Origin of the sequence: Streptomyces sp. NPDC090994, from assembly GCF_044768905.1 — a bacterium.
In the GTDB taxonomy this organism is placed as follows: domain Bacteria; phylum Actinomycetota; class Actinomycetes; order Streptomycetales; family Streptomycetaceae; genus Streptomyces.
This window is the reverse complement of sequence record NZ_JBIVWS010000025.1, coordinates 64387-85729: the sequence shown is the minus strand read 5'-3', so window position 1 is coordinate 85729 and position 21343 is coordinate 64387. Positions and strand designations below refer to the sequence as shown.

Genomic DNA, 21343 nt, shown 5'->3' with positions numbered 1-21343 from the left:
GGGGTAGCGTCGGGGCATGAGCGACGCAGTCCCGGAGCCGGAAGCACCGGCCGAGCGCACCCCGGCCGCGCCCGCCCCCCTGGAGGTCCCCCGCACCGCCACGGGTGACGCCGGCACGGACGCCCTGCTGGAGCGGCTGGCCGACGTGGACCACCTGCCCACCGACGGGCACCTGGAGGTGTACGAGGATGTACACCGGGGGCTGCGCGACGCGCTCACCGCGCTCGACGCCCGCCCGGGACCTCCGGCGCCCCCGTCCCCGTATGGCAGTAGGAGCTGAACCGAACGTGGCAGGAGTCGCACGTCGCCGTCTCGACGCGGAGCTGGTCCGGCGGAAGCTCGCGCGCTCGCGTGAGCACGCCGGGCAGCTGATCGCCGCGGGGCGGGTCACCGTCGGCAGGACCGTGGCGACCAAGTCCGCCACGCAGGTGGAGACCGCGGCGGCGATCGTCGTCGCGAAGGACGACAGCGACCCCGACTACGTCTCCCGAGGCGGGCACAAGCTGGCGGGCGCGCTGGCGGCGTTCGTACCGCTGGGGCTGGTGGTGGAGGGCCGGCGGGCCCTGGACGCCGGGGCGTCGACCGGCGGCTTCACCGATGTGCTCCTGCGGGCGGGCGCCGCGCACGTGGTCGCCGTGGACGTCGGCTACGGGCAGCTCGCCTGGTCGCTGCAGAGCGATGAACGGGTCACCGTCAAGGACCGTACCAACGTGCGTGAGCTGACGCTGGAGGCGATCGACGGGGTGCCTGTGGATCTTGTGGTGGGGGATCTGTCCTTCATTCCGCTCGGGCTGGTGCTGCCCGCCCTGGTGCGGTGCGCGGCGCCGGACGCCGACCTGGTGATGATGGTGAAACCGCAGTTCGAGGTGGGCAGGGAGCGGCTGGGCAGCGGGGGAGTCGTACGCAGTCCCGAGCTGCGGGCGGAGGCCGTGCGGGGGGTGGCGGAGAGGGCGTGGGAGCTGGGGCTCGGGGTGCGGGGTGTCACCGCGAGTCCGCTGCCCGGCCCCTCCGGCAATGTCGAGTACTTTCTGTGGCTGCGGGCCGGGGCCGACCCACTGGACCCGGCCGACGTCGATCGTGCAGTGGCGGAGGGGCCGCGTTGACACAGAACCGAGCTCGTACTGTTTTCCTGCTGGCGCACACCGGGCGGCCCGCCGCCGTGCGCAGTGCCGAACTGGTGGTGAAGGGGCTGCTGCGGGCCGGGCTCGGGGTGCGCGTCCTGGAGGCCGAGGCGTGCGATCTGCCGCTGCCCGGCGAGGTGCAGCTGGTCAGGGAGGCCACGCCGCAGTGCCTCGACGGGTGCGAGCTGCTGATCGTCCTGGGCGGTGACGGGACGCTGCTGCGGGGCGCCGAGTTCGCGCGGGCGTCCGGGGTGCCGATGCTCGGCGTCAACCTGGGGCGGGTCGGGTTCCTCGCGGAGGCCGAGCGGGACGACCTGGACAAGGTCGTCGACCGGGTGGTCAGCCGGGCGTACGAGGTCGAGGAGCGGATGACCGTCGACGTCGTCGTGCACCGCAACGGCGACATCGTGCACACCGACTGGGCGCTGAACGAGGCGGCCGTGCAGAAGGCCGGGGCGGAGAAGCTGCTGGAAGTGGTGTTGGAGGTCGACGGGCGGCCGGTGACCGGGTTCGGGTGCGACGGGGTCGTGCTGGCGACGCCGACCGGGTCGACGGCGTACGCGTTCTCGGCCGGGGGCCCGGTGGTGTGGCCGGAGGTGGAGGCGCTGCTGATGGTGCCGATCAGCGCGCACGCGCTGTTCGCGAAGCCGTTGGTGACGTCGCCCGATTCGGTGCTGGCGGTGGAGGTGCTGCCGCACATTCCGCCGGGGGTGCTGTGGTGCGACGGGCGGCGGACGGTGGAGTTGCCGGCCGGGGCGCGGGTGGAGGTGCGGCGGGGGGCGGTGCCGGTGCGGCTGGCCCGGCTGCACCATGCCTCGTTCACTGACCGGCTGGTGGCGAAGTTCGCGTTGCCGGTGGCTGGGTGGCGGGGTGCGCCGCACTAGGGCGGTCTCGATGGGGTGGTTCTCATGGACGGCGAGTGCGGGTTCGTCGTGGCTGGTCGCGCGGTTCCCCGCGCCCCTGGGCGGCGTGCGCTCGCCGGGGTGACATGTGCGCTCGGGTGCCTGGACCTCGTAAGGTCGTGTCCGTGTTGGAGGAGATGCGGATACGGTCGCTCGGCGTGATCGACGATGCCGTCGTCGAGCTGTCGCCCGGGTTCACCGCCGTCACCGGTGAGACGGGCGCGGGCAAGACCATGGTGGTCACCAGCCTGGGCCTGCTGCTGGGCGGGCGGGCGGACCCGGCGCTGGTTCGGATCGGTGCCAAGAACGCGGTGGTCGAGGGGCGGGTCACCGTGCCCCCGGACGCCAAGGCCGCCGTCCGGGCCGAGGAGGCCGGGGCCGAGCTGGACGACGGGGCGCTGCTGATCAGCCGTACCGTGTCGGCGGAAGGGCGGTCGCGGGCGCACCTGGGCGGGCGGTCGGTGCCCGTCGGGGTGCTGGCCGAACTCGCCGACGAACTGGTCGCCGTGCACGGGCAGACCGACCAGCAGGGGCTGCTCAAGCAGGCCCGGCAGCGGCAGGCGCTCGACCGGTACGCCGGGGACGCGGTCGCCGTGCCGCTCGCCAAGTACGCGGAGGCGTACCGGAGGCTGCGGGCCGTCGCCACGGAGCTGGAAGAGATCACCACGCGCGCGCGTGAGCGGGCTCAGGAGGCCGACCTGCTGCGGTTCGGGCTGGACGAGATCGCCGCCGTCGAGCCGCGCGCCGGTGAGGACGTGGAGCTGGCGGAGGAGGCGGAGCGGCTGGGCAACGCCGAGGCGCTGGCGTCGGCCGCCACCGCCGCGCACGCCGCGCTCGCGGGCAACCCGGAGGACCCCGAGGGGGTCGACGCGGCGACGCTCGTCGCGGGCTCGCAGCGGGCGCTGGACGCCGTACGGTCGCACGACCCGGCGCTGGCCGGACTCGCCGACCGCATCGGCGAGGTCGGCATCCTGCTGCGCGACGTGGCCGGTGAGCTGGCCGGATACGCCGACGACCTGGACGCCGATCCGCTGCGGCTGGCGGCCGTGGAGGAGCGGCGGGCCGTTCTCAACGGGCTCACCCGGAAGTACGGCGAGGACATCGCCGCGGTGCTGGCCTGGGCCGAGCAGAGCGCGGCGCGGCTGACCGAACTGGACGGCGACGACGAGCGGATCGCGGAGCTGACCGTCGAGCGGGACGCGCTCAGGGACGAACTGGGCGCGCTGGCGCAGGCGTTGACGGACGCCCGGACGGAGGCCGCGGACCGGTTCGCCGCCGCCGTCACCGCCGAGCTGGCGTCCCTCGCCATGCCGCACGCGCGCGTGTCGTTCGAGATCCGGCAGACCGAGGACCCCGAGGGCGTGGAGGTCGGCGGGCGGACGGTCGGCTACGGGCCGTCCGGCGCCGACGAGGTCGAGCTGCTGCTCGCCCCGCACCCGGGGGCGCCGCCGCGGCCCATCGCCAAGGGTGCCTCCGGCGGTGAGCTGTCGCGGGTGATGCTGGCCGTGGAGGTGGTGTTCGCCGGGACCGATCCGGTGCCGACGTACCTCTTCGACGAGGTCGACGCCGGGGTCGGCGGCAAGGCGGCGGTCGAGATCGGGCGGCGGCTGGCCAAGCTCGCCAAGTCGGCGCAGGTCGTGGTCGTCACGCATCTGCCGCAGGTGGCGGCCTTCGCCGACCGGCAGCTGCTGGTGGAGAAGACCAACGACGGGTCGGTGACCCGGTCGGGTGTGAAGGCGCTGGAGGGCGAGGAGCGGGTGCGGGAGCTGTCCCGGATGCTCGCCGGGCAGGAGGACTCGGAGACCGCGCGGGCGCACGCCGAGGAACTGCTGGCCACCGCCCGCGCCGATCTGTAGCGGCGGGCGGCCGTAGGGTGAGCGCATGATCGACCGTGCTCCCCGGACCCGCTCCCGTCGACAGGTCCTGGCCCTCGCCGCCGCGCTCACCCGGGCCGGTGCCGCCGTACTGCGCGCCACCGCGCCGGGCGGACGGAAGCACTGGACGCGGACCAATCACGCCGGGCGCGCGGTCGGGCTGTACGCCGGGCCCGCGTCCGCCGTCGCGGCGGCGCTGGTGGCGGGACGGGTCCGGCCCGCCGCCGGGTTCGCGGTGCTGGCCGCCGGGGTCTGCGGGGCGTACGACGACGTGGCCGGGGCCGGAGACGACCGGCGCGGCTTCCGGGCGCACCTGTCGGCCCTGCGGGACGGTGAGGTCACCAGCGGGGCGGTGAAGCTGTTCGGGATCGGTGCGGCCGGGCTCGTCGCGGGCGCGGTGCTCAAGGAACGGCCGCTGGACAAGGTGCTGGCCGGGGTGGTCGTCGCCGGGGCCGCGCACGCCGTCAACCTCGTCGACGTACGCCCGGGACGGGCCGCCGGGGCCGTGCTGGTGTTCGGCGTGCCGGGACTGCTGAAGCGGGGCGCCGCGGCGGAACTGGCCGCCGCCGCGACGGGGGCCGCCGCGGCCGTGCTCCCGGACGATCTCAGGGAGCGCGAGATGCTCGGCGACACCGGGGCGCACGCGCTGGGCGCGGCTCTCGGCGCCGCCGTCGTGGAGGGGAACACACGGGCGGGTCTGGTGGCGCACGCCGCGGCCGTCGTGGCGGCGGCGGTGTACGGGGAGCAGGTCAGCGCCTGGGCGCGGTCACTCGTGTGAGTGACTGAGGGTGCCGCGTTGCCTCGGCGTCAGGAGCCCGTCGACCGCCGCCGTTCCCGGAACACCCGTACGTCCTGGCATCCTTGACGTCGTACGCGCGGGAGACCGCGCGGCGTGCTCCTCCGCTCCACCCTTCGGTACTTTCTCCGTGAACGCCCGCCGCAGAACCAGGAGCCCCGGCCACGTGACCCCCGCGAGCAGCCACGTCCCGCACGGCCAGTCCCCGCTGCGCACCGTGCAGGTGCTGGGCGGGGGCAACGCCGGCAGCAGCGCGCATGTGCGCTCCCTGACCGCGGGGCTGGTGGCACGGGGCGTGAGGGTCACGGTGTGCGCCCCCGCCGAGGCCGAGCGCCGCTACGACTTCACCGGGGCCGGCGCCGACCACGTGGACGTGGCGCGCAGCAGCGACCCGGTCTCGGTCGCCGGGCTGCGGGCCGCCTGCGCCGGTGCCGACCTGGTGCACGCGCACGGTCTGCACGCCTCCTTCCGGGCCGTGCTCGCCCTCGGCGGGCGCCGCGTCCACACCCCGCTCGTGGCCACCTGGCACGACCGCGTCCACGCCGAGGGCCCGCGGGCGCATCTGCTGCGGGTCCTGGAGCGGCGGGTGACCAAGGCCGCCACGGTGGTCCTGGGGACCACCCCGGGGCTGGTGGACCACGCGCGGCGCAGCGGTGCCCGGGACGCCCGGCTGGCCGCCGTCGCGCTGCCCGGCCCGCGCCCGCGCGCCGATCCCGAGGAGGCCGACCTGCGGCGCCTGAAGGTCCGTGCCGAACTCGGCGCCACCGGACGCCCGTTGCTGATCGCGATCGGCGCGCTGGAACGGCAGCGGGGGTACGAGGTGCTGTTCGACGCCGCGCGGGTGTGGCGCGACCTGGACCTGGAGCCGCTGGTCGTCGTCGCCGGGGAGGGGTCCCTGCGGCCGGCGCTGCAGCGGCGGATCGAGGAGGAGGAACTGCCGGTGGCTCTCGTCGGCCGCCGCGACGACGTCGCCGACCTGCTCGCCGCGGCCGACCTGGCGCTGCTGCCGGGCCGCCACGAGACCGCTTCCGTACTGGCCCGGGAGGCCCTGCACGCGCGCGTGCCGCTGGTCGCCGGGGACGTCGACGACGTACGGGAACTCGTGGGCGACGCCGCCGAGTTGGTTCCGTCCGGCGACTCCGGGGCGTTCGCCGACGCGGTCGTGCGGCTGCTCGGCGACCCCGGGCGGCGGGAGTCGCTGCGGGACGACGGGGCGCGGCAGGCGGCCGGCTGGCCGACCGAGGACGAGACGGTCGCCCAAGTGCTGAGCGTGTACGACGAGTTGACGCAGCCCCGGCCGCTGCTCTGAGGCGCCTCAGGGCACGTGCCGGCGGGCGCGCAGGGCCAGGCTCAGGGTCAGTACCGTCTGCGGGTCGTCGAGGCCGGTGCCGAGCAACTCCTCGATGCGGGCCAGCCGGTTGTAGAGCGTCTGCCGGTTGAGGTGGAGGTCGCGGGCGGTCTCCGCCTTGCGGCCCGCGTGCGCCAGATACGCCTCCAGGGTCGGCAGCAGCGGCGGCCGGGAGCGGGCGTCGTGGTCGCGCAGCGGGCCGATCGCGCGGTCCACGAAGGCCGCCAGGTCCGGATGGTCGCGCAGCCGCCACAGCAGCAGGTCGGTGTCGAGGCGGCGGGCGTCGTACCAGGGGCGGTCCGGCAGCCCCTGCGCCGCGGCCGCCGCCTCCGCCGCGTGCCGCAGCCCGGCCGGCACCTGGGACCAGTCGCCGGGCACCCCGACGACCACGACCGGCGGCCGGGCGCCCGGCCGCCGCGGGGCGCCCCGTTCCGCGCCCGCCCGCAGCGCCGCCGCGACCCGGCCGGCGAGGTCCGGCCGGTCCGCCTGTGCGCGCAGGGCGAGCAGCAGCGGGACCCGGCCCTCGACCGGCCGCACCCCCAGCAGGACGGGCACCCCGAGCGCCGCCAGCTCCTCGGCGAGCGCGCGGGCCAGCACCGCCCAGCCGCCGTCGGCGGGGGAGAGGGCGTCGCCCAGCCGCATCACCACGGGCAGCAGCGGGCCGTCACCGGGCCGGAAGCCCAGGACGCGGGCCTGCGCCGGGGCGTCGGCGGCGGCGATCCGCCCCTCGGCGAGGTCGGTGAGGAAGTCGCCGCGCCCGCGCGCCGCCAGCTCCTCCTCCTGGCGGGCCTGCATCAGCACCAGGGCGAGGACGTCCGCCGCCCGCTCCGCCGCCATCCGGTGCACCGGCGCCGGCGTGGACCGGACCGGCAGCAGGACCAGCCGGGCCCGCACCGAGCCGGTGCCGGGGCCGCCGCCGGGTACGTCGACCAGGACCGAGCCGGCCGGGGGCGGGGCTTCCTTGCGCGGGCCGCGCAGCCCCTCCCAGACCTGGAGCGGATCGGTGCCCTCGGGGCCCGCCCCGGCGGCGTACAGCAGCCGGCCGTCGGGGGTCTCCAGGAACACCGGGTTGCCCGCGAAGCCCGCCAGGACGTCCAGCACCTGGGGCACTCCGCCGCCGCCGAGCAGCGCCTCGGTGCAGCGGCGGTGCACCTCCTCGGCCCGGCGCAGCAGCGCGTAGTGGCCGTTGACGATCTCGGTGTGGATCTCCTCGGTGACCGCCACGAACGGCACCTCGCGGTGCAGCTGGACCAGCGGCAGCCCCGCCGCGCGGGCGGTGTCGACGACGGCGGCGGGCAGCCGGGCCAGCCGCGGGCCCAGCTCCACCACCAGCGCCGCGATGCCGCGCTCGGCGAGGGTACGGACGAACGCCCGCTGGTCGGCGGAGCGGACCCCGAACCCGTAGCCGGTGGTCAGCAGCAGCTCGCCGCCCTTGAGCAGCGAGGCGATGTTGGGCACCTCACCGGCGTGCGCCCAGCGCACGGTGCGGCCCAGTCCGTCGGCGCCGGTGACCACCTCGGGCAGCCCGGCGCGCAGTCCGGGCAGCTCCAGCGCGCGCCGCACGGTGATCCCGGTGCCCTCGCCCACGTCCATGGGCGGACGCTACCCCGGCCCGTCGTCCGCGCCCGAGGTCAGCCCCCGTACGCCCCCGAGGCCGTCAGCCGCAGGGCCGTGTCGATCAGCGGGACGTGGCTGAACGCCTGCGGGAAGTTGCCCACCTGGCGCTTGAGGCGCGGGTCCCACTCCTCGGCCAGCAGACCGAGGTCGTTGCGGAGCGAGAGCAGCTTCTCGAACAGCTTCCGCGCCTCGTCGACGCGGCCGATCATCGCCAGGTCGTCGGCCATCCAGAACGAGCAGGCCAGGAAGGCGCCCTCGTCACCGGGGAGGCCGTCGACGCCCTCGTCCTCGCCGTCGGTCGGGTAGCGCAGGATGAAGCCGTCGGAGGTGGACAGCTCGCGCTGGATCGCCTCGATGGTGCCGATCACGCGCTTGTCGTCGGGCGGCAGGAAGCCCATCTGCGGGATCAGCAGCAGGGACGCGTCCAGCTCGCGCGAGCCGTAGGACTGCGTGAACGTGTTGCGTTCCTTGTCGTAGCCCTTCTCGCACACGTCCCGGTGGATGTCGTCGCGCAGTTCCTTCCAGCGCTCCAGCGGGCCGTCGGCGTCGCCGGACTCGATGAGCTTGATGGTGCGGTCCACCGCGACCCAGGCCATCACCTTGGAGTGCACGAAGTGGCGGCGCGGGCCGCGCACCTCCCAGATGCCCTCGTCCGGCTCGTTCCAGTGGTCCTCCAGGTAGCGGATCAGCTTGAGCTGGAGGACGGAGGCGTAGTCGTTGCGGGCCAGGCCCGTCATGTGGGCCAGGTGCAGGGCCTCGGTGACCTCGCCGTACACGTCGAGCTGGAGCTGGTGGGCGGCGCCGTTGCCGACCCGGACCGGGCCGGAGTCCTCGTAGCCCGGCAGCCAGTCCAGCTCGGCCTCGCCCAGCTCGCGCTCGCCCGCGATGCCGTACATGATCTGCAGGTTCTCCGGGTCGCCCGCGACCGCCCGCAGCAGCCACTCGCGCCAGGCGCGGGCCTCCTCGCGGTAGCCGGTGCGCAGCAGCGAGGACAGGGTGATCGCGGCGTCGCGCAGCCACGTGTAGCGGTAGTCCCAGTTGCGGACGCCGCCGATGTCCTCCGGCAGGGAGGTGGTGGGCGCGGCGACGATGCCGCCGGTGGGGGCGTAGGTCAGGGCCTTCAGCGTGATCAGGGAGCGGATCACGGCCTCGCGGTAGGGGCCGTGGTACGTACAGTGCTCGACCCACTCGCGCCAGAAGTCCTCCGTCGCCGTCAGCGACTGCTCCGGCTCCGGCAGCGGCGGCGGCTGCTTGTGCGAGGGCTCCCAGGAGATGGTGAACGCGATCCGGTCACCCGGCGCGACCGTGAAGTCCGCGTACGTGGTCAGGTCCTTGCCGTAGGTCTCGGCCTCCGTGTCGAACCACACCGAGTCCGGTCCCGCGACGGCCACCGTGCGGCCCTCGTGCTTGTGCACCCACGGCACCACCCGGCCGTAGCTGAAGCGCATCCGCAGCTCCGAGCGCATCGGCACCCGGCCCGAGACGCCCTCCACGATCCGGATCAGCTGCGGGGCGCCGTCGCGGGGCGGCATGAAATCGGTCACCCGGACCGTGCCGCGCGGGGTGTCCCACTCGGATTCGAGGATCAGCGAGTCGCCGCGGTAGCCGCGCCGGGCGGCGGCCGGGGGCTCGGCACCGGCTGCGTGGGCCGGTCCGAGCCGCCAGAATCCGTGTTCCTCGGTGCCCAGCAGACCGGCGAAGATGGCATGGGAGTCGAAACGGGGCAGGCACAGCCAGTCGACTGTGCCGTCCCGGCAGACCAGCGCGGCGGTCTGCATGTCTCCGATGAGTGCGTAGTCTTCGATGCGCCCGGCCACGTGCAACTCCAGTCGAACGGCCACGTCACCCCGCAAGGGGGTTGTCGCTTGGTGCGGTCAAGGGGTGGATGTCATGCGTCGTTGATCGATGAAGCAAAGCAGTCGCCCGGGCCTGAAGCCAAACTCTGTGGCCCTGGACGACAATTGTTGTTCAACGAACTGACGAGCTCTCGTTGTTCCGGTGCGTACGGGCGAGGGGTGGTGCCGTGACGCCGGCCGGGCTCGGCAGTGAAGGTCCGAGCAGGATACGACGCACGTAGACGGTCTGTGCGCAGCTCCGGACAACCCGGCTCGGCCGAACGAGTGAGCGGTCGACGGGCGGGGCGGGAGGCGCGTTCGCCCATGTCCGGACGTGTCCGGACGTGCGCGGAGCGTGGCCGGAAGCCATCGCTCTCCGGCGCTGTTACGCTGGTAGCCCGTGGACCGGTGGGAACGAAACCCCCGAACCGCAGCGACGGCACCACCCCCGGACACCTCCGGCGGACCGCCGAATCGCACCCCAGACCGCGACCACGGGAGCCCCCTCTTGGCCATGCCGCCCGCCGCATTTCGATCCGGCACAGCTTCGACGACCAAGCACATCTTCGTCACCGGGGGTGTCGCCTCCTCTCTCGGCAAGGGGCTGACCGCCTCCAGCCTCGGCATGCTGCTCAAGGCCCGGGGCCTTCGCGTCGTGATGCAGAAGCTCGACCCCTACCTCAACGTCGACCCTGGCACGATGAACCCGTTCCAGCACGGTGAGGTCTTCGTCACCAACGACGGCGCGGAGACCGACCTGGACATCGGCCACTACGAGCGGTTCCTCGACCGCGACCTGGACGGCTCGGCCAACGTGACCACCGGCCAGGTGTACTCGACCGTGATCGCCAAGGAGCGGCGCGGCGAGTACCTCGGTGACACCGTGCAGGTCATCCCGCACATCACCAACGAGATCAAGCACCGCATCCGCCGCATGGCGACCGACGAGGTCGACGTCGTGATCACCGAGGTCGGCGGCACGGTCGGCGACATCGAGTCGCTGCCGTTCCTGGAGACCGTCCGCCAGGTCCGCCACGAGGTGGGCCGGGACAACGTCTTCGTCGTGCACATCTCGCTGCTGCCCTACATCGGCCCCTCCGGCGAGCTGAAGACCAAGCCGACCCAGCACAGCGTCGCCGCGCTGCGCAACATCGGTATCCAGCCGGACGCCATCGTGCTGCGCTGCGACCGCGAGGTGCCGACCGCGATCAAGCGCAAGATCTCGCTGATGTGCGACGTCGACGAGGCCGCCGTCGTCGCCTGCCCGGACGCCCGTTCGATCTACGACATCCCCAAGGTCGTGCACGCCGAGGGCCTGGACGCCTACGTCGTCCGCAAGCTGGACCTGCCGTTCCGCGACGTGGACTGGACGACCTGGGACGACCTGCTGGAGCGCGTCCACAAGCCCGAGCACGAGATCGTCATGGCGCTGGTCGGCAAGTACATCGACCTGCCCGACGCCTACCTCTCGGTCACCGAGGCGCTGCGCGCCGGCGGCTTCGCCAACCGGGCCCGCGTCAAGATCAAGTGGGTCACCTCCGACGACTGCAAGACCCCGGCCGGCGCCCAGGCGCAGCTCGGTGACGTGGACGCCATCTGCATCCCGGGCGGCTTCGGCGACCGCGGCGTGCTCGGCAAGGTCGGCGCGATCAAGTACGCCCGCGAGAACAAGATCCCGCTGCTCGGCCTCTGCCTGGGCCTGCAGTGCATCGTGGTCGAGGCCGCGCGCAACCTGGCCGGGATCGGGGACGCCAACTCCACCGAGTTCGACCCCGCCACCGCCCACCCGGTCATCTCCACCATGGCCGAGCAGCTCGACATCGTGGCCGGCGAGGGCGACATGGGCGGCACCATGCGGCTCGGCATGTACCCGGCGAAGCTGGCCGAGGGCTCCATCGTGCGCGAGGTGTACGACGGCAAGGAGTACGTCGAGGAGCGCCACCGCCACCGCTACGAGGTGAACAACGCCTACCGCGCGGAGCTGGAGAAGAAGGCCGGCATCGTCTTCTCGGGCACCTCCCCGGACGGCAAGCTCGTCGAGTACGTCGAGTACCCGCGCGAGATCCACCCGTACCTGGTCGCCACCCAGGCCCACCCGGAGCTGCGCTCGCGCCCGACCCGCCCGCACCCGCTCTTCGCGGGGCTGGTCAAGGCGGCCGTCGAGCGGAAGACCGCGAAGTAACACGACAGTTGTACGGTGGCCGGGGCACGCCCTTCGAACGGGGCGGGCCCCGGCTTTCGCGTACGTCTGGGAGGACAGGGCATGACCATCAAGGACACCCCCGAGGAGTGGGAGATCCGGAAGACGGACACCCCCTTCCGCGGCAACAAGACCTCGGTCCGCACGGACGAGGTGGTCATGCCCGACGGCACTGTCGTCACCCGTGACTACCAGGTCCACCCCGGCTCCGTCGCCGTGCTCGCCCTGGACGACGAGGGGCGGGTCGTGGTGCTGCGCCAGTACCGGCACCCGGTGCGCCACAAGCTGTGGGAGATCCCGGCCGGGCTGCTCGACGTCCCCGGCGAGAACCCGCTGCACGCGGCCCAGCGGGAGCTGTACGAGGAGGCGCACGTCAAGGCCGAGGACTGGCGGGTGCTGACCGACGTCTACACCACCGCCGGCGGCTGCGACGAGGCGGTACGGATCTTCCTCGCCCGGGAGCTGTCGGAGGCCGAGGGCGAGCGCTTCCAGGTCGAGGACGAGGAAGCGGACATGGAGCTGGCGCGGGTGCCGGTGGCCGACCTGGTCCGGGGCGTCCTCGCCGGTGAGCTGCACAACAACTGCCTCGTGGTGGGGGTGCTCTCGCTGGTCGCCGCGCGGGAGGGGGACGGGCTCGACGCGCTGCGGCCCGCCCAGGCGCCGTGGCCCGCACGTCCGTTCGAAGTCTGAGCGGCTGCTTCAGTTGATGTGACGATCTGCTGATCCGATTGGGCGATCTTGCCGCCCTGCTCCCGCCGGAACCCGCCGGAGCCTGAACTAGGCTCGGAAAACGCCCGAACCGGGGGTTCCGGCGGGCACCGGTGCGCGGTGGGATCGGGAGTGTGGCCCGTGACGGATCAGGCGGTGGACACGGACGGCGTGCGGCTGGACGGCGTGCGGTCGGACGGCGCGCGGCCGGACGGGGTGAGGTCGGACGGCGCGCGGCCGGACGGGGTGAGGTCGGACGGCGCGCGGCCGGACGGGGTGAGGTCGGACGGCGTGCGGCCGGACGGGGTGAGGTCGGACGGAACGCGGCCGGACGGCGCGCGGCTGTCGGGCGGCGCTGCCGGGGAACCGCGGTTCCTCGGCCGTACCAGGGAGCTGAAGGCGCTGCGCGCGGACATCGCGCGCGCGGGACTGGACACCCTCTCCGGCCGCAAGGCCCCCCGCGCCCGGGTGCTGCTGGTCGCGGGCCGCCCCGGCTCCGGCCGCACCGCCCTCGCCGAGGAACTCGTCGCCCAGGTCGCCGGCGACTACCCGGACGGCCTGCTGCGGGCCCGGCTCAGCGAACCCGACGGCACCCGGGTGCCCGTCGGCTCCCTCGCCCGGGACCTGCTCACCGCCCTGGGCCGCACCACCCGGCCCGGCGCCGCCGAGGACGACCTCGCCCACGAACTGCGCACCACCCTCGCCCGGTGCCGCACCCTGCTCCTGCTCGACGACGCCGCCGACGCCGAGCAGGTCGACGCGCTGCTCCCGGACAGCCCCGGCTGCCTGGTCGTCGCCGTCGCCGAGGGCCCGCTCACCGGCATCGCCGACGTCCGCCCCTGCACCCTGGGCGGCCTGGACACCAAGTCGGCCGTGGAACTGCTCCAGCGGCGCATCGGCTCGGTACGGATCACCGTCGACCCCCGGGCCGCCGAGTCCCTGGCCGAGGAGTGCCAGGGCCGGCCCGCCGCACTGGCCCTGGCGGGCGGCTGGCTCGCCGCCCGCCCCAAGGCCGCCGTCGCCGACCTCGCCAAGCAACTCCACGCCGCCGGGACCGACGAGAGCGACCCCGTCGCCCGCGTCTTCCGGCTCGTCCACGCCTCCCTGCCCAGCGCCGCCGCCCGGATGCTGCGGCTGCTCTCCCTCGCCCCGGCCGGCCTGGTAGACCCGCACACCGCCTCCGCCCTGGCCGGCTGCTCGGTCGGCAGCGCCCGCACCACCCTGGACGACTTCGTCGCCCTCGGCCTGCTGCGCCCCCTCGACTCCCCGCTGCCCGAGTACGAGGTCCCCGGCTGCCTGCACCCCCTCCTGGCCGCCCACGCCCGCACCCACGACCGGCCCGCCGAACTCCAGCTGGCCCGCGCCCGCATGCTGGAGCGGACCGTCCGGCTGCTCCAGTCCTGCCGGGCGATCACCGAGACCGACAGCCCCGGAGCCCGCGAGAAGCTCCTCGGCATGCCCCGCGCGCTGCGCTTCGCCACCCCCCGGGACGCCGCCGAGTGGCTGCGGCTGCGCCGGCCCGCCCTGCTGGCCTCGGCCCGCCTCGCGGTCGCCGACGGCGAGCTGGACACCCTCGCCCGGCGGCTGATGTCCCAGCTGGTACGGGCCATGGTGGCGCACACCGGCACCCAGGCGGCCGCCCCCGACCTGTACGGCATCCACCGGCTGGTGCTGGACGTGGCCGTCCGCCGCGACCTGCCCCGCGAGCAGGCCGCCGCCCTGCTGAACCTCGCCGACCTGGACGCCCGCACCGGCCGCACCGCCGAGGCGCTGGTGCGCTACCGGGCCGCGCTGGACGCCGGACGCGAGGCGAACGACCCGTACGCCACCGGCCGCGCGATGGAATCCGTAGGCGGCGCGCACCTGGAGCTGGGCGACTACGACCGGGCCGCCGACTGGTTCGGCCGGGCCCTGGCCCAGCGCCTGGCCCGGGACGAGCGCGCGGACGCCGCCCGGCTCTACGGCCGCATCGCCGCCGCCCACACCTACGCCGGGCGCTACGGCGAGGCCCTGCGCAACTGGCGCGCGGCGGTGGCCGGCCACCGCAGGACCGGCGACGTGGCCGCCCAGGCACGGGCCCTGAGCGAGCTGGCCCGGGTCCAGGAGTACGCCGGACGCCCCGAGGAGTCGCTCCGGACCTGCCAGGAGGCGGTCGAGTGGGCCCGCCGCGCCGAGGACACCCGGCTCCAGGCGGCCCTGCACCTCAGGCTGGCCGACACGCTGGAGCACCTCGGCGACCCCGCGGCGGCCGGGCTGCACCGCGGCCGGTCCGAGCGGCTGCTGGAGGACGACTTCCAGCCGGAACAAGGCCCTAACACCTACGAAATCCGTAGCACACCCGCCACCGATTGATGCTTTGAAAGGCTAGACAGCGGGAACACCTTCATTAGACTGGCTCTGCCGCACGTTCTCCTGCGGTCTCTCCCGGTGTGCCCTCGCATGCCCGGGTATGTCTTGTAGTAGCCCACTCCCTGAGCCAAGGACCGTGATCGACGTGAAGGTCGGCATCCCCCGCGAGGTCAAGAACAACGAGTTCCGGGTGGCCATCACCCCCGCCGGCGTCCACGAGCTGGTGCGCCACGGCCATCAGGTCGTCGTCGAGCGCGGCGCGGGCGTCGGCTCCTCGATCCCGGACGCCGAGTACGTCGCCGCGGGCGCGGACATACTCGGCACCGCCGACGAGGTCTGGGCCGCCGCGGACCTGCTGCTGAAGGTCAAGGAGCCGGTCGCGGAGGAGTACCACCGCCTGCGCAAGGACCAGACGCTCTTCACCTACCTGCACCTGGCCGCCTCCAAGGAGTGCACGGACGCCCTCATCGAGTCCGGCACCACCGCCATCGCCTACGAGACCGTCGAGCTGCCCAACCGCGCCCTGCCGCTGCTCGCCCCGATGTCCGAGGTCGCGGGCCGGCTCGCCCCGCAGGTCGGCGCCTACCACCTGATGGCCGCCAACGGGGGCCGCGGTGTGCTGCCCGGCGGCGTCCCCGGCGTGCTGGCCGGCAAGGCCGTCGTCATCGGCGGCGGCGTCTCCGGCTGGAACGCGGCGCAGATCGCCATCGGCCTGGGCTTCCACGTCACCCTGCTGGACAAGGACATCAACAAGCTCAAGGAGGCGGACAAGATCTTCGGCACGAAGATCCAGACCGTCGTCTCCAACGCCTTCGAGCTGGAGAAGGCCTGCCTGGACGCCGACCTCGTGATCGGCGCCGTCCTGATCCCCGGCGCCAAGGCGCCGAAGCTGGTCAGCAACGAGCTGGTCTCCCGGATGAAGCCGGGGAGTGTCCTTGTCGACATCGCGATCGACCAGGGCGGCTGCTTCGAGGACTCCCACCCGACCACCCACGCCGAGCCGACCTTCACCGTGCACGACTCGGTCTTCTACTGCGTCGCCAACATGCCCGGCGCCGTGCCCAACACCTCCACCTATGCGCTGACCAACGCCACGCTGCCGTACATCGTCGAACTGGCCGACCGCGGCTGGGTGGAGGCGCTGCGCCGCGACCCCGCGCTGGCCAAGGGGCTCAACACCCATGACGGCAAGGTCGTTTACAAGGAGGTGGCCGAGGCGCACGGCCTGGACCACGTCGAACTGTCCGCCCTGCTCGGCTGACAGGTCGCCCTCGGGCAAGCCGTGACCTGGCAAGCCGTGACCTGGCAAGTCGTCATCCAGTAAAGGCGACACGTCAACTTCGGTCGTCAATGCCACACACCCGGCCGGACCTTGTCGACAAGGTCCGGCCGGGTGTGTGTATGGTCACTTTGCGATTCTCGTTCAACTCGCCTCGAACGTAACGCTTGAACCCATTCGTACACCGGTGAAACCTGCTGTGCGACGGCCGTACGCCCTTGACAGAGGGGTGTTCCATTGCCGACACATCGGGCCGGGTCCGGCGGATTGTGTTGCTGCGGACCGCCGACACGCCATAGAGTCGCCAATCGTCGGCATGGTGCCACGCTGACCTGTCTAGAAGTTTCCTGGTCACCAAGGAGGTAAGACGACTTGTGAATGAGTCGACATTTACTCCCGGGGGTGGTCAACCAGGAATGCCTGCAGGGCCCGGAGGCCCCGGGCGGTTCGAGGCTGTCGGCTCCGTCGCTGTGCGAACCTTCGCAGCCCACCAGAGTCCGCAGGCAACTCAGACAGCACACCCGAAGATGGATGGCCAACACGTGAACGCCATGGCCGGCGACGGAAGTGGCGCGCCCCGCAACCACTTCGCCGACTACGACGAACTGCCCCAGGGGCACTTCTATGACCCGGACGCCGAGTACGAGCCGGATCCCGAGTACGCGGCCACGCTCGCGCCCGACGCGGCCCGACAGCGCCGCGAGCGCGTCGGCCCGACCGGACGCCCGCTGCCGTACTTCCCGATCCCGGGCCCGCTGACCGACCACGGTCCCGCGAAGATCATCGCGATGTGCAACCAGAAGGGCGGCGTCGGCAAGACGACGTCGACCATCAACCTGGGTGCCGCGCTCGCCGAGTACGGGCGCCGGGTGCTGCTCGTCGACTTCGACCCGCAGGGCGCGCTGTCGGTCGGTCTCGGCGTCAACCCGATGGAGCTGGACCTCACCGTCTACAACCTGCTCATGGAGCGGGGCATGGCGGCCGACGAGGTGCTGCTGAAGACGGCGGTCCCCAACATGGACCTGCTGCCCAGCAACATCGACCTGTCGGCGGCCGAGGTGCAGCTCGTCAGCGAGGTCGCCCGCGAGTCGACCCTCCAGCGCGCGCTGAAGCCGCTGCTGGACGACTACGACTACATCGTCATCGACTGCCAGCCCTCGCTCGGCCTGCTCACGGTCAACGCGCTGACCGCCGCGCACAAGGTGATCGTGCCGCTGGAGTGCGAGTTCTTCGCGCTGCGCGGGGTCGCGCTGCTGACCGAGACGATCGAGAAGGTCCAGGAGCGGCTCAACCCGGACCTGGAACTGGACGGCATCCTCGCCACGATGTACGACTCGCGCACGGTGCACAGCCGTGAGGTGCTCGCGCGGGTCGTCGAGGCGTTCGACGACCACGTCTACCACACGGTCATCGGACGCACCGTCCGCTTCCCGGAGACCACGGTCGCCGGTGAGCCGATCACCACGTACGCCTCCAACTCCGTCGGTGCCGCCGCCTACCGCCAGCTCGCCAGGGAGGTGCTCGCCCGGTGTCACGCCGAGTGAGTCTGCCGGGGGCCGACGAACTCTTCCGCACGACAGGGGGTATGGGGCTTCAGGCGTCCAGCCCCAGGCGCCAGGCGGGCGGCGAGGCCCGGGTGCCGGCGCCGGCCGGCTCTCCGGCCGGGGAGAGCGACCCGGCCGCCGCCGAGGACGCGCCGCAGTCGGTGCCCGCGCAGGGCGGTGACGGCCGGGGCGCCGAGCACGTGGCCGCGGACGCGGAGCCGGGACCGAACGGCGAGTCGCACAGCCGGGGCGCGGAACGTTCCGCCCGCCGGGCGGGCCCGGACGCGGCGCAGGAAGGTTCTGCCGCGGGCCAGCCCCGCAAGCGTGGCCGGGCCGCCGCCCGCCGCCCCAGCGGGCGCGAGCGGCACGACGAGAAGATCACGGTGTACGTCTCCGCCGAGGAGCTGATGGACCTGGAGCACGCCCGGCTGGTGCTCCGGGGCGAGCACGGACTGGCCGTCGACCGGGGCCGGATCGTCCGCGAGGCGGTCGCCGTCGTCCTCGCCGACCTGGAGACCCGCGGGGACGCCAGCATCCTCGTACGCCGGCTGCGCGGACGGTAGCGGTAGCCTGCGGAGGCCATGACCTCCAACGACGTTCCCCGCGCCGGTGCCTCCGGCGGCCGTCGGCGCGCGCTGGGGCGGGGGCCGGGAGTCTCCCCGGCGACCACGCCGCCCGGGCCTCCGCCGACGCGGGACCCGGGCGGGGCACGGCCGGAGCACGGTGCCGGTTCCGGTTCCGGGTCCGATCCCGCTTCGAGTTCCGATCCCGGACCGGACGCCGTACCGCCTGCGACGGACGCCGTCCCGCCCGCAACCGACGTCGTACCGCCCGCGACCGACGCCGCCTCCGCCGGACCGGAGGCGGAGCCCTCCGGGACGCCCGCCCGGCCCTCCGGGACGGACACACAGGTCTCGGAGGCGGGCACACGGCCGTCCGGGACGGCGGCGGAGCCCCGTGGAGTGGGCGCCGAGCCGGATGAGGCGGTGGCCGGTCCGGGTTCCCCGGACGCCGTGACCCGCGCGCCGGAAGCCGGACCGGCGGACCACGGCCGGGCCCGGCCGGCCACGGCCCCCGAGGCCGCGCCCCGCGCCCCGCGCGCCCGGCCCGAGACCGCGCCCGGCACCGGCCCGGGGGCCCCGGCCGCCACCGAGAGCGGCGCCGCGGCCGACGGCGACGGGGACGCCGGCGACCGGGTCTTCAAGGTCCGGCTCGCCAACTTCGAAGGCCCCTTCGACCTGCTGCTCCAGCTGATCTCCAAGCACAAGATGGACGTCACCGAGGTCGCCCTGTCCAAGGTGACCGACGAGTTCATGGCGCACATCAGGGCGCTGGGGCCCGACGGGGACCTGGACCGGACCACCGAGTTCCTCGTCGTCGCCGCCACCCTGCTCGACCTGAAGGCGGCCCGGCTGCTGCCCGCCGCGGAGGTCGAGGACGAGGCCGACCTGGCGCTCCTGGAGGCCCGCGACCTGCTCTTCGCCCGCCTCCTCCAGTACCGCGCGTACAAGCGGATCGCCGACATCTTCAGCGGGCGGCTGGACGACGAGGCCCGCCGCTGTCCCCGTACCGTGGGACTGGAGCCGCACCACGCCGAACTGCTGCCGGACGTCGTCATCAGCATCGGCGCCGAGGGGTTCGCCAAGCTGGCGGTCAAGGCGATGCAGCCCAAGCCCAAGCCGCAGGTGTACGTCGAGCACATCCACGCGCCGCTGGTCAGCGTGCGGGAGCAGGCCGGGATCGTCGTCGCCCGGCTGAAGGAGCTGGGCGAGGCCAGTTTCCGGACGCTGACCGCGGACACCGACGACACCCTGACCGTCGTGGCCCGTTTCCTGGCCCTGCTGGAGCTGTACCGGGAGAAGGCCGTCGCCCTCGACCAGGAGACCGCCCTCGGTGAACTGCTGGTGCGCTGGACCGGCGGGGAGGGGGCCGCCGAAGGGGCGGTGACCGACGAGTTCGACCGGCCGCCCGAGCAGCCGGAGGAGGAGAAGAGCACGTGAGTGACGAAGCCGGCGCGGCGCCGTCCGTCGCGGACCTCGACCTCAAGCCCGCTCTGGAGGCGGTCCTGATGGTCGTCGACGAGCCCGCGACCGAGGAGCACCTGGCGAAGATACTGGGGCGGCCGCGGCGCCGGATCGCGGACGCCCTGCGCGAGCTGGCCGACGAGTACACCGCGCAGGGGCGCGGATTCGAGCTGCGGCTGATCGCCGGCGGCTGGCGCTTCTACACCCGGCCCGAGTACGCCGCCGCTGTGGAGGGCTTCGTCCTGGACGGCCAGCAGGCCCGGCTGACCCAGGCCGCGCTGGAGACCCTCGCGGTGGTCGCCTACCGCCAGCCGGTCAGCCGCAGCCGGGTCTCCGCCGTGCGCGGCGTGAACTGCGACGGCGTGATGCGCACCCTCCTCCAGCGGGGCCTGGTCGAGGAGGCGGGCACGGAACCCGAAACAGGTGCGATCCTGTACGTGACGACGGACTACTTCCTGGAGCGGATGGGCCTGCGCGGCCTGGACGAGCTGCCGGAGCTGGCGCCCTTCCTCCCCGAGGCGGAGGCGATCGAGGCCGAGACGCTGGAAGGGGTTCCGTCGTTCGATCCGGACGCACCCGATGCGCCGGGTCCCGATGACGCAGACGACCAGACGGACATGTGATGCGAAGCAGCAGCGGCAGGAACAGCAGCGGAAACAACGGCGGGAGCCGTGGTGGCACGAGCGGCGGCCGCGGCGGGAGCGGCGGCGGACGCGGTAACTACCGCGGCGCCGGCAACAACCGTGACGACAAGCAGGGCAGCGGCCGTCCGAAGAAGCCGCGCCCGGAGGAGCGGCGCTACGACGTGGGCCCCGGCGCCACCCAGGACGGTCCGAAGTCGGGCCGCGGCCCCGCGGCCCGCGGCGGCGCCAAGGGCGGTCCGAAGAAGCCCCAGCAGCGCGGACGCAGCGTCCCGGCGACCTCCCGCGAGTACGAGGCGCGGGCCGAGGAGCGCAACCGCGAGCGCTACGCGGGCAAGAAGGACGTCAAGCTGCCCAAGACCTTCCCGGGTGCCGAGCAGGAGGGCGAGCGGCTGCAGAAGGTCCTCGCCCGCGCGGGCTACGGCTCCCGGCGCTCCTGCGAGGAGCTGATCGAGCAGGCCCGGGTCGAGGTCAACGGCGAGATCGTCCTGGAGCAGGGCAAGCGCGTCGACCCGGAGAAGGACGAGGTCAAGGTCGACGGCCTGACCGTGGCGACCCAGTCGTACCAGTTCTTCTCGCTGAACAAGCCCGCCGGTGTCGTCTCGACGATGGAGGACCCGGAGGGCCGGCAGTGCCTCGGGGACTACGTCACCAACCGCGAGACCCGGCTGTTCCACGTGGGGCGTCTCGACACCGAGACCGAGGGCGTGATCCTGCTCACCAACCACGGCGAGCTGGCGCACCGGCTGACCCATCCCAAGTACGGCGTGAAGAAGACCTACCTCGCGCACATCGTCGGCCCGATCCCGCGCGACCTCGGCAAGCAGCTGAAGGACGGCATCCAGCTGGAGGACGGGTACGCGCGCGCGGACCACTTCCGGGTCGTCGAGCAGACCGGCAAGAACTACCTCGTCGAGGTCACCCTGCACGAGGGCCGCAAGCACATCGTGCGGCGGATGCTCGCCGAGGCCGGGTTCCCGGTCGACAAGCTGGTGCGGGTCGCGTTCGGGCCGATCACCCTGGGCGACCAGAAGTCGGGCTGGCTGCGGCGGCTGTCGAACACCGAGGTCGGCATGCTGATGCAGGAGGTCGACCTCTAGGCCCG

The 21343-nt window shown here is 73.6% G+C and carries 17 protein-coding genes; 15 read left to right on the top strand and 2 right to left on the bottom strand.

Translation table 11 applies throughout. The annotated features are described in order from the left end of the window. Positions 1–16: 16 nt before the first annotated feature. The 6 genes from ACIQR3_RS33050 (at position 17) to ACIQR3_RS33025 (ending at position 6002) form a co-directional block, all read left to right on the top strand. Positions 17–280: a hypothetical protein gene (locus tag ACIQR3_RS33050; protein WP_403544534.1), complete on the top strand. Its 264-nt coding sequence runs from the start codon at positions 17–19 to the stop codon at positions 278–280. Between the two features lie 7 nt (positions 281–287). Next, entirely contained in the window at positions 288–1103 is an 816-nt protein-coding gene (locus ACIQR3_RS33045; protein WP_403544532.1) for a TlyA family RNA methyltransferase, read from the top strand. Beyond that, a complete protein-coding gene (locus tag ACIQR3_RS33040; RefSeq protein ID WP_403544530.1) occupies positions 1100–2005 on the top strand; it encodes an NAD kinase in 906 nt (301 codons plus the stop codon). Before ACIQR3_RS33045 ends, ACIQR3_RS33040 begins: the two co-directional genes overlap by 4 nt. Before the next feature lie 155 nt (positions 2006–2160). Further along, positions 2161–3879 carry a DNA repair protein RecN gene (recN, locus tag ACIQR3_RS33035; protein WP_403544561.1) on the top strand — a complete coding sequence of 573 codons (1719 nt, stop codon included), beginning with the start codon at positions 2161–2163 and terminating at the stop codon, positions 3877–3879. Positions 3880–3904: 25 nt separating this feature from the next. Then, positions 3905–4675, top strand: coding sequence for a hypothetical protein (locus ACIQR3_RS33030; RefSeq protein WP_403544527.1), 771 nt, complete (start codon positions 3905–3907; stop codon positions 4673–4675). Positions 4676–4859: 184 nt separating this feature from the next. After that, complete coding sequence (locus ACIQR3_RS33025) at positions 4860–6002, top strand: glycosyltransferase family 4 protein (protein ID WP_403544525.1); 1143 nt, start codon at positions 4860–4862, stop codon at positions 6000–6002. A 6-nt stretch (positions 6003–6008) separates the two neighbouring features. Here the strand turns inward: ACIQR3_RS33025 and ACIQR3_RS33020 are convergent, their stop codons facing one another. Together ACIQR3_RS33020 and ACIQR3_RS33015 are read right to left on the bottom strand one after the other, a co-directional pair. Then, entirely contained in the window at positions 6009–7634 is a 1626-nt protein-coding gene (locus tag ACIQR3_RS33020; RefSeq protein WP_403544523.1) for a PucR family transcriptional regulator, read from the bottom strand. Between the two features lie 38 nt (positions 7635–7672). Beyond that, the gene (locus ACIQR3_RS33015) at positions 7673–9475 is read right to left on the bottom strand and encodes a glycoside hydrolase family 15 protein (protein WP_403544559.1); all 1803 of its coding nucleotides are present in this window, start codon (positions 9473–9475) and stop codon (positions 7673–7675) included. Positions 9476–10007: 532 nt separating this feature from the next. Between ACIQR3_RS33015 and ACIQR3_RS33010 the strand changes: the two genes are divergently transcribed. The 9 genes from ACIQR3_RS33010 to ACIQR3_RS32970 all read left to right on the top strand — a co-directional run bounded on the left by ACIQR3_RS33010 (position 10008) and on the right by ACIQR3_RS32970 (position 21338). Continuing rightward, a complete protein-coding gene (locus ACIQR3_RS33010; protein ID WP_215168126.1) occupies positions 10008–11675 on the top strand; it encodes a CTP synthase in 1668 nt (555 codons plus the stop codon). 81 nt (positions 11676–11756) lie between these two features. Further along, entirely contained in the window at positions 11757–12383 is a 627-nt protein-coding gene (locus ACIQR3_RS33005) for an NUDIX hydrolase (protein WP_215168118.1), read from the top strand. Between the two features lie 138 nt (positions 12384–12521). After that, positions 12522–14753, top strand: a complete 2232-nt coding sequence (locus tag ACIQR3_RS33000) for a tetratricopeptide repeat protein (protein WP_403544521.1) — start codon at positions 12522–12524, stop codon at positions 14751–14753. A gap of 133 nt (positions 14754–14886) precedes the next feature. Next, complete coding sequence (gene ald, locus ACIQR3_RS32995) at positions 14887–16011, top strand: alanine dehydrogenase (protein ID WP_403544519.1); 1125 nt, start codon at positions 14887–14889, stop codon at positions 16009–16011. A gap of 434 nt (positions 16012–16445) precedes the next feature. Next, complete coding sequence (locus ACIQR3_RS32990) at positions 16446–17573, top strand: ParA family protein (RefSeq protein WP_215168121.1); 1128 nt, start codon at positions 16446–16448, stop codon at positions 17571–17573. Between the two features lie 41 nt (positions 17574–17614). Continuing rightward, positions 17615–18136 carry a hypothetical protein gene (locus ACIQR3_RS32985; protein ID WP_403544517.1) on the top strand — a complete coding sequence of 174 codons (522 nt, stop codon included), beginning with the start codon at positions 17615–17617 and terminating at the stop codon, positions 18134–18136. 399 nt (positions 18137–18535) lie between these two features. Then, positions 18536–19573 carry a segregation and condensation protein A gene (locus tag ACIQR3_RS32980; RefSeq protein WP_403544515.1) on the top strand — a complete coding sequence of 346 codons (1038 nt, stop codon included), beginning with the start codon at positions 18536–18538 and terminating at the stop codon, positions 19571–19573. Positions 19574–19641: 68 nt separating this feature from the next. After that, on the top strand, positions 19642–20220 hold the full coding sequence (gene scpB / locus ACIQR3_RS32975; protein ID WP_403544556.1) for an SMC-Scp complex subunit ScpB: 579 nt from the start codon (positions 19642–19644) through the stop codon (positions 20218–20220). After that, positions 20220–21338 (top strand): pseudouridine synthase, encoded by a 1119-nt coding sequence (locus ACIQR3_RS32970; RefSeq protein WP_403544513.1) that lies wholly within the window; start codon positions 20220–20222, stop codon positions 21336–21338. The genes scpB and ACIQR3_RS32970 overlap by 1 nt, the downstream gene beginning before the upstream one ends. Positions 21339–21343: the final 5 nt, after the last annotated feature.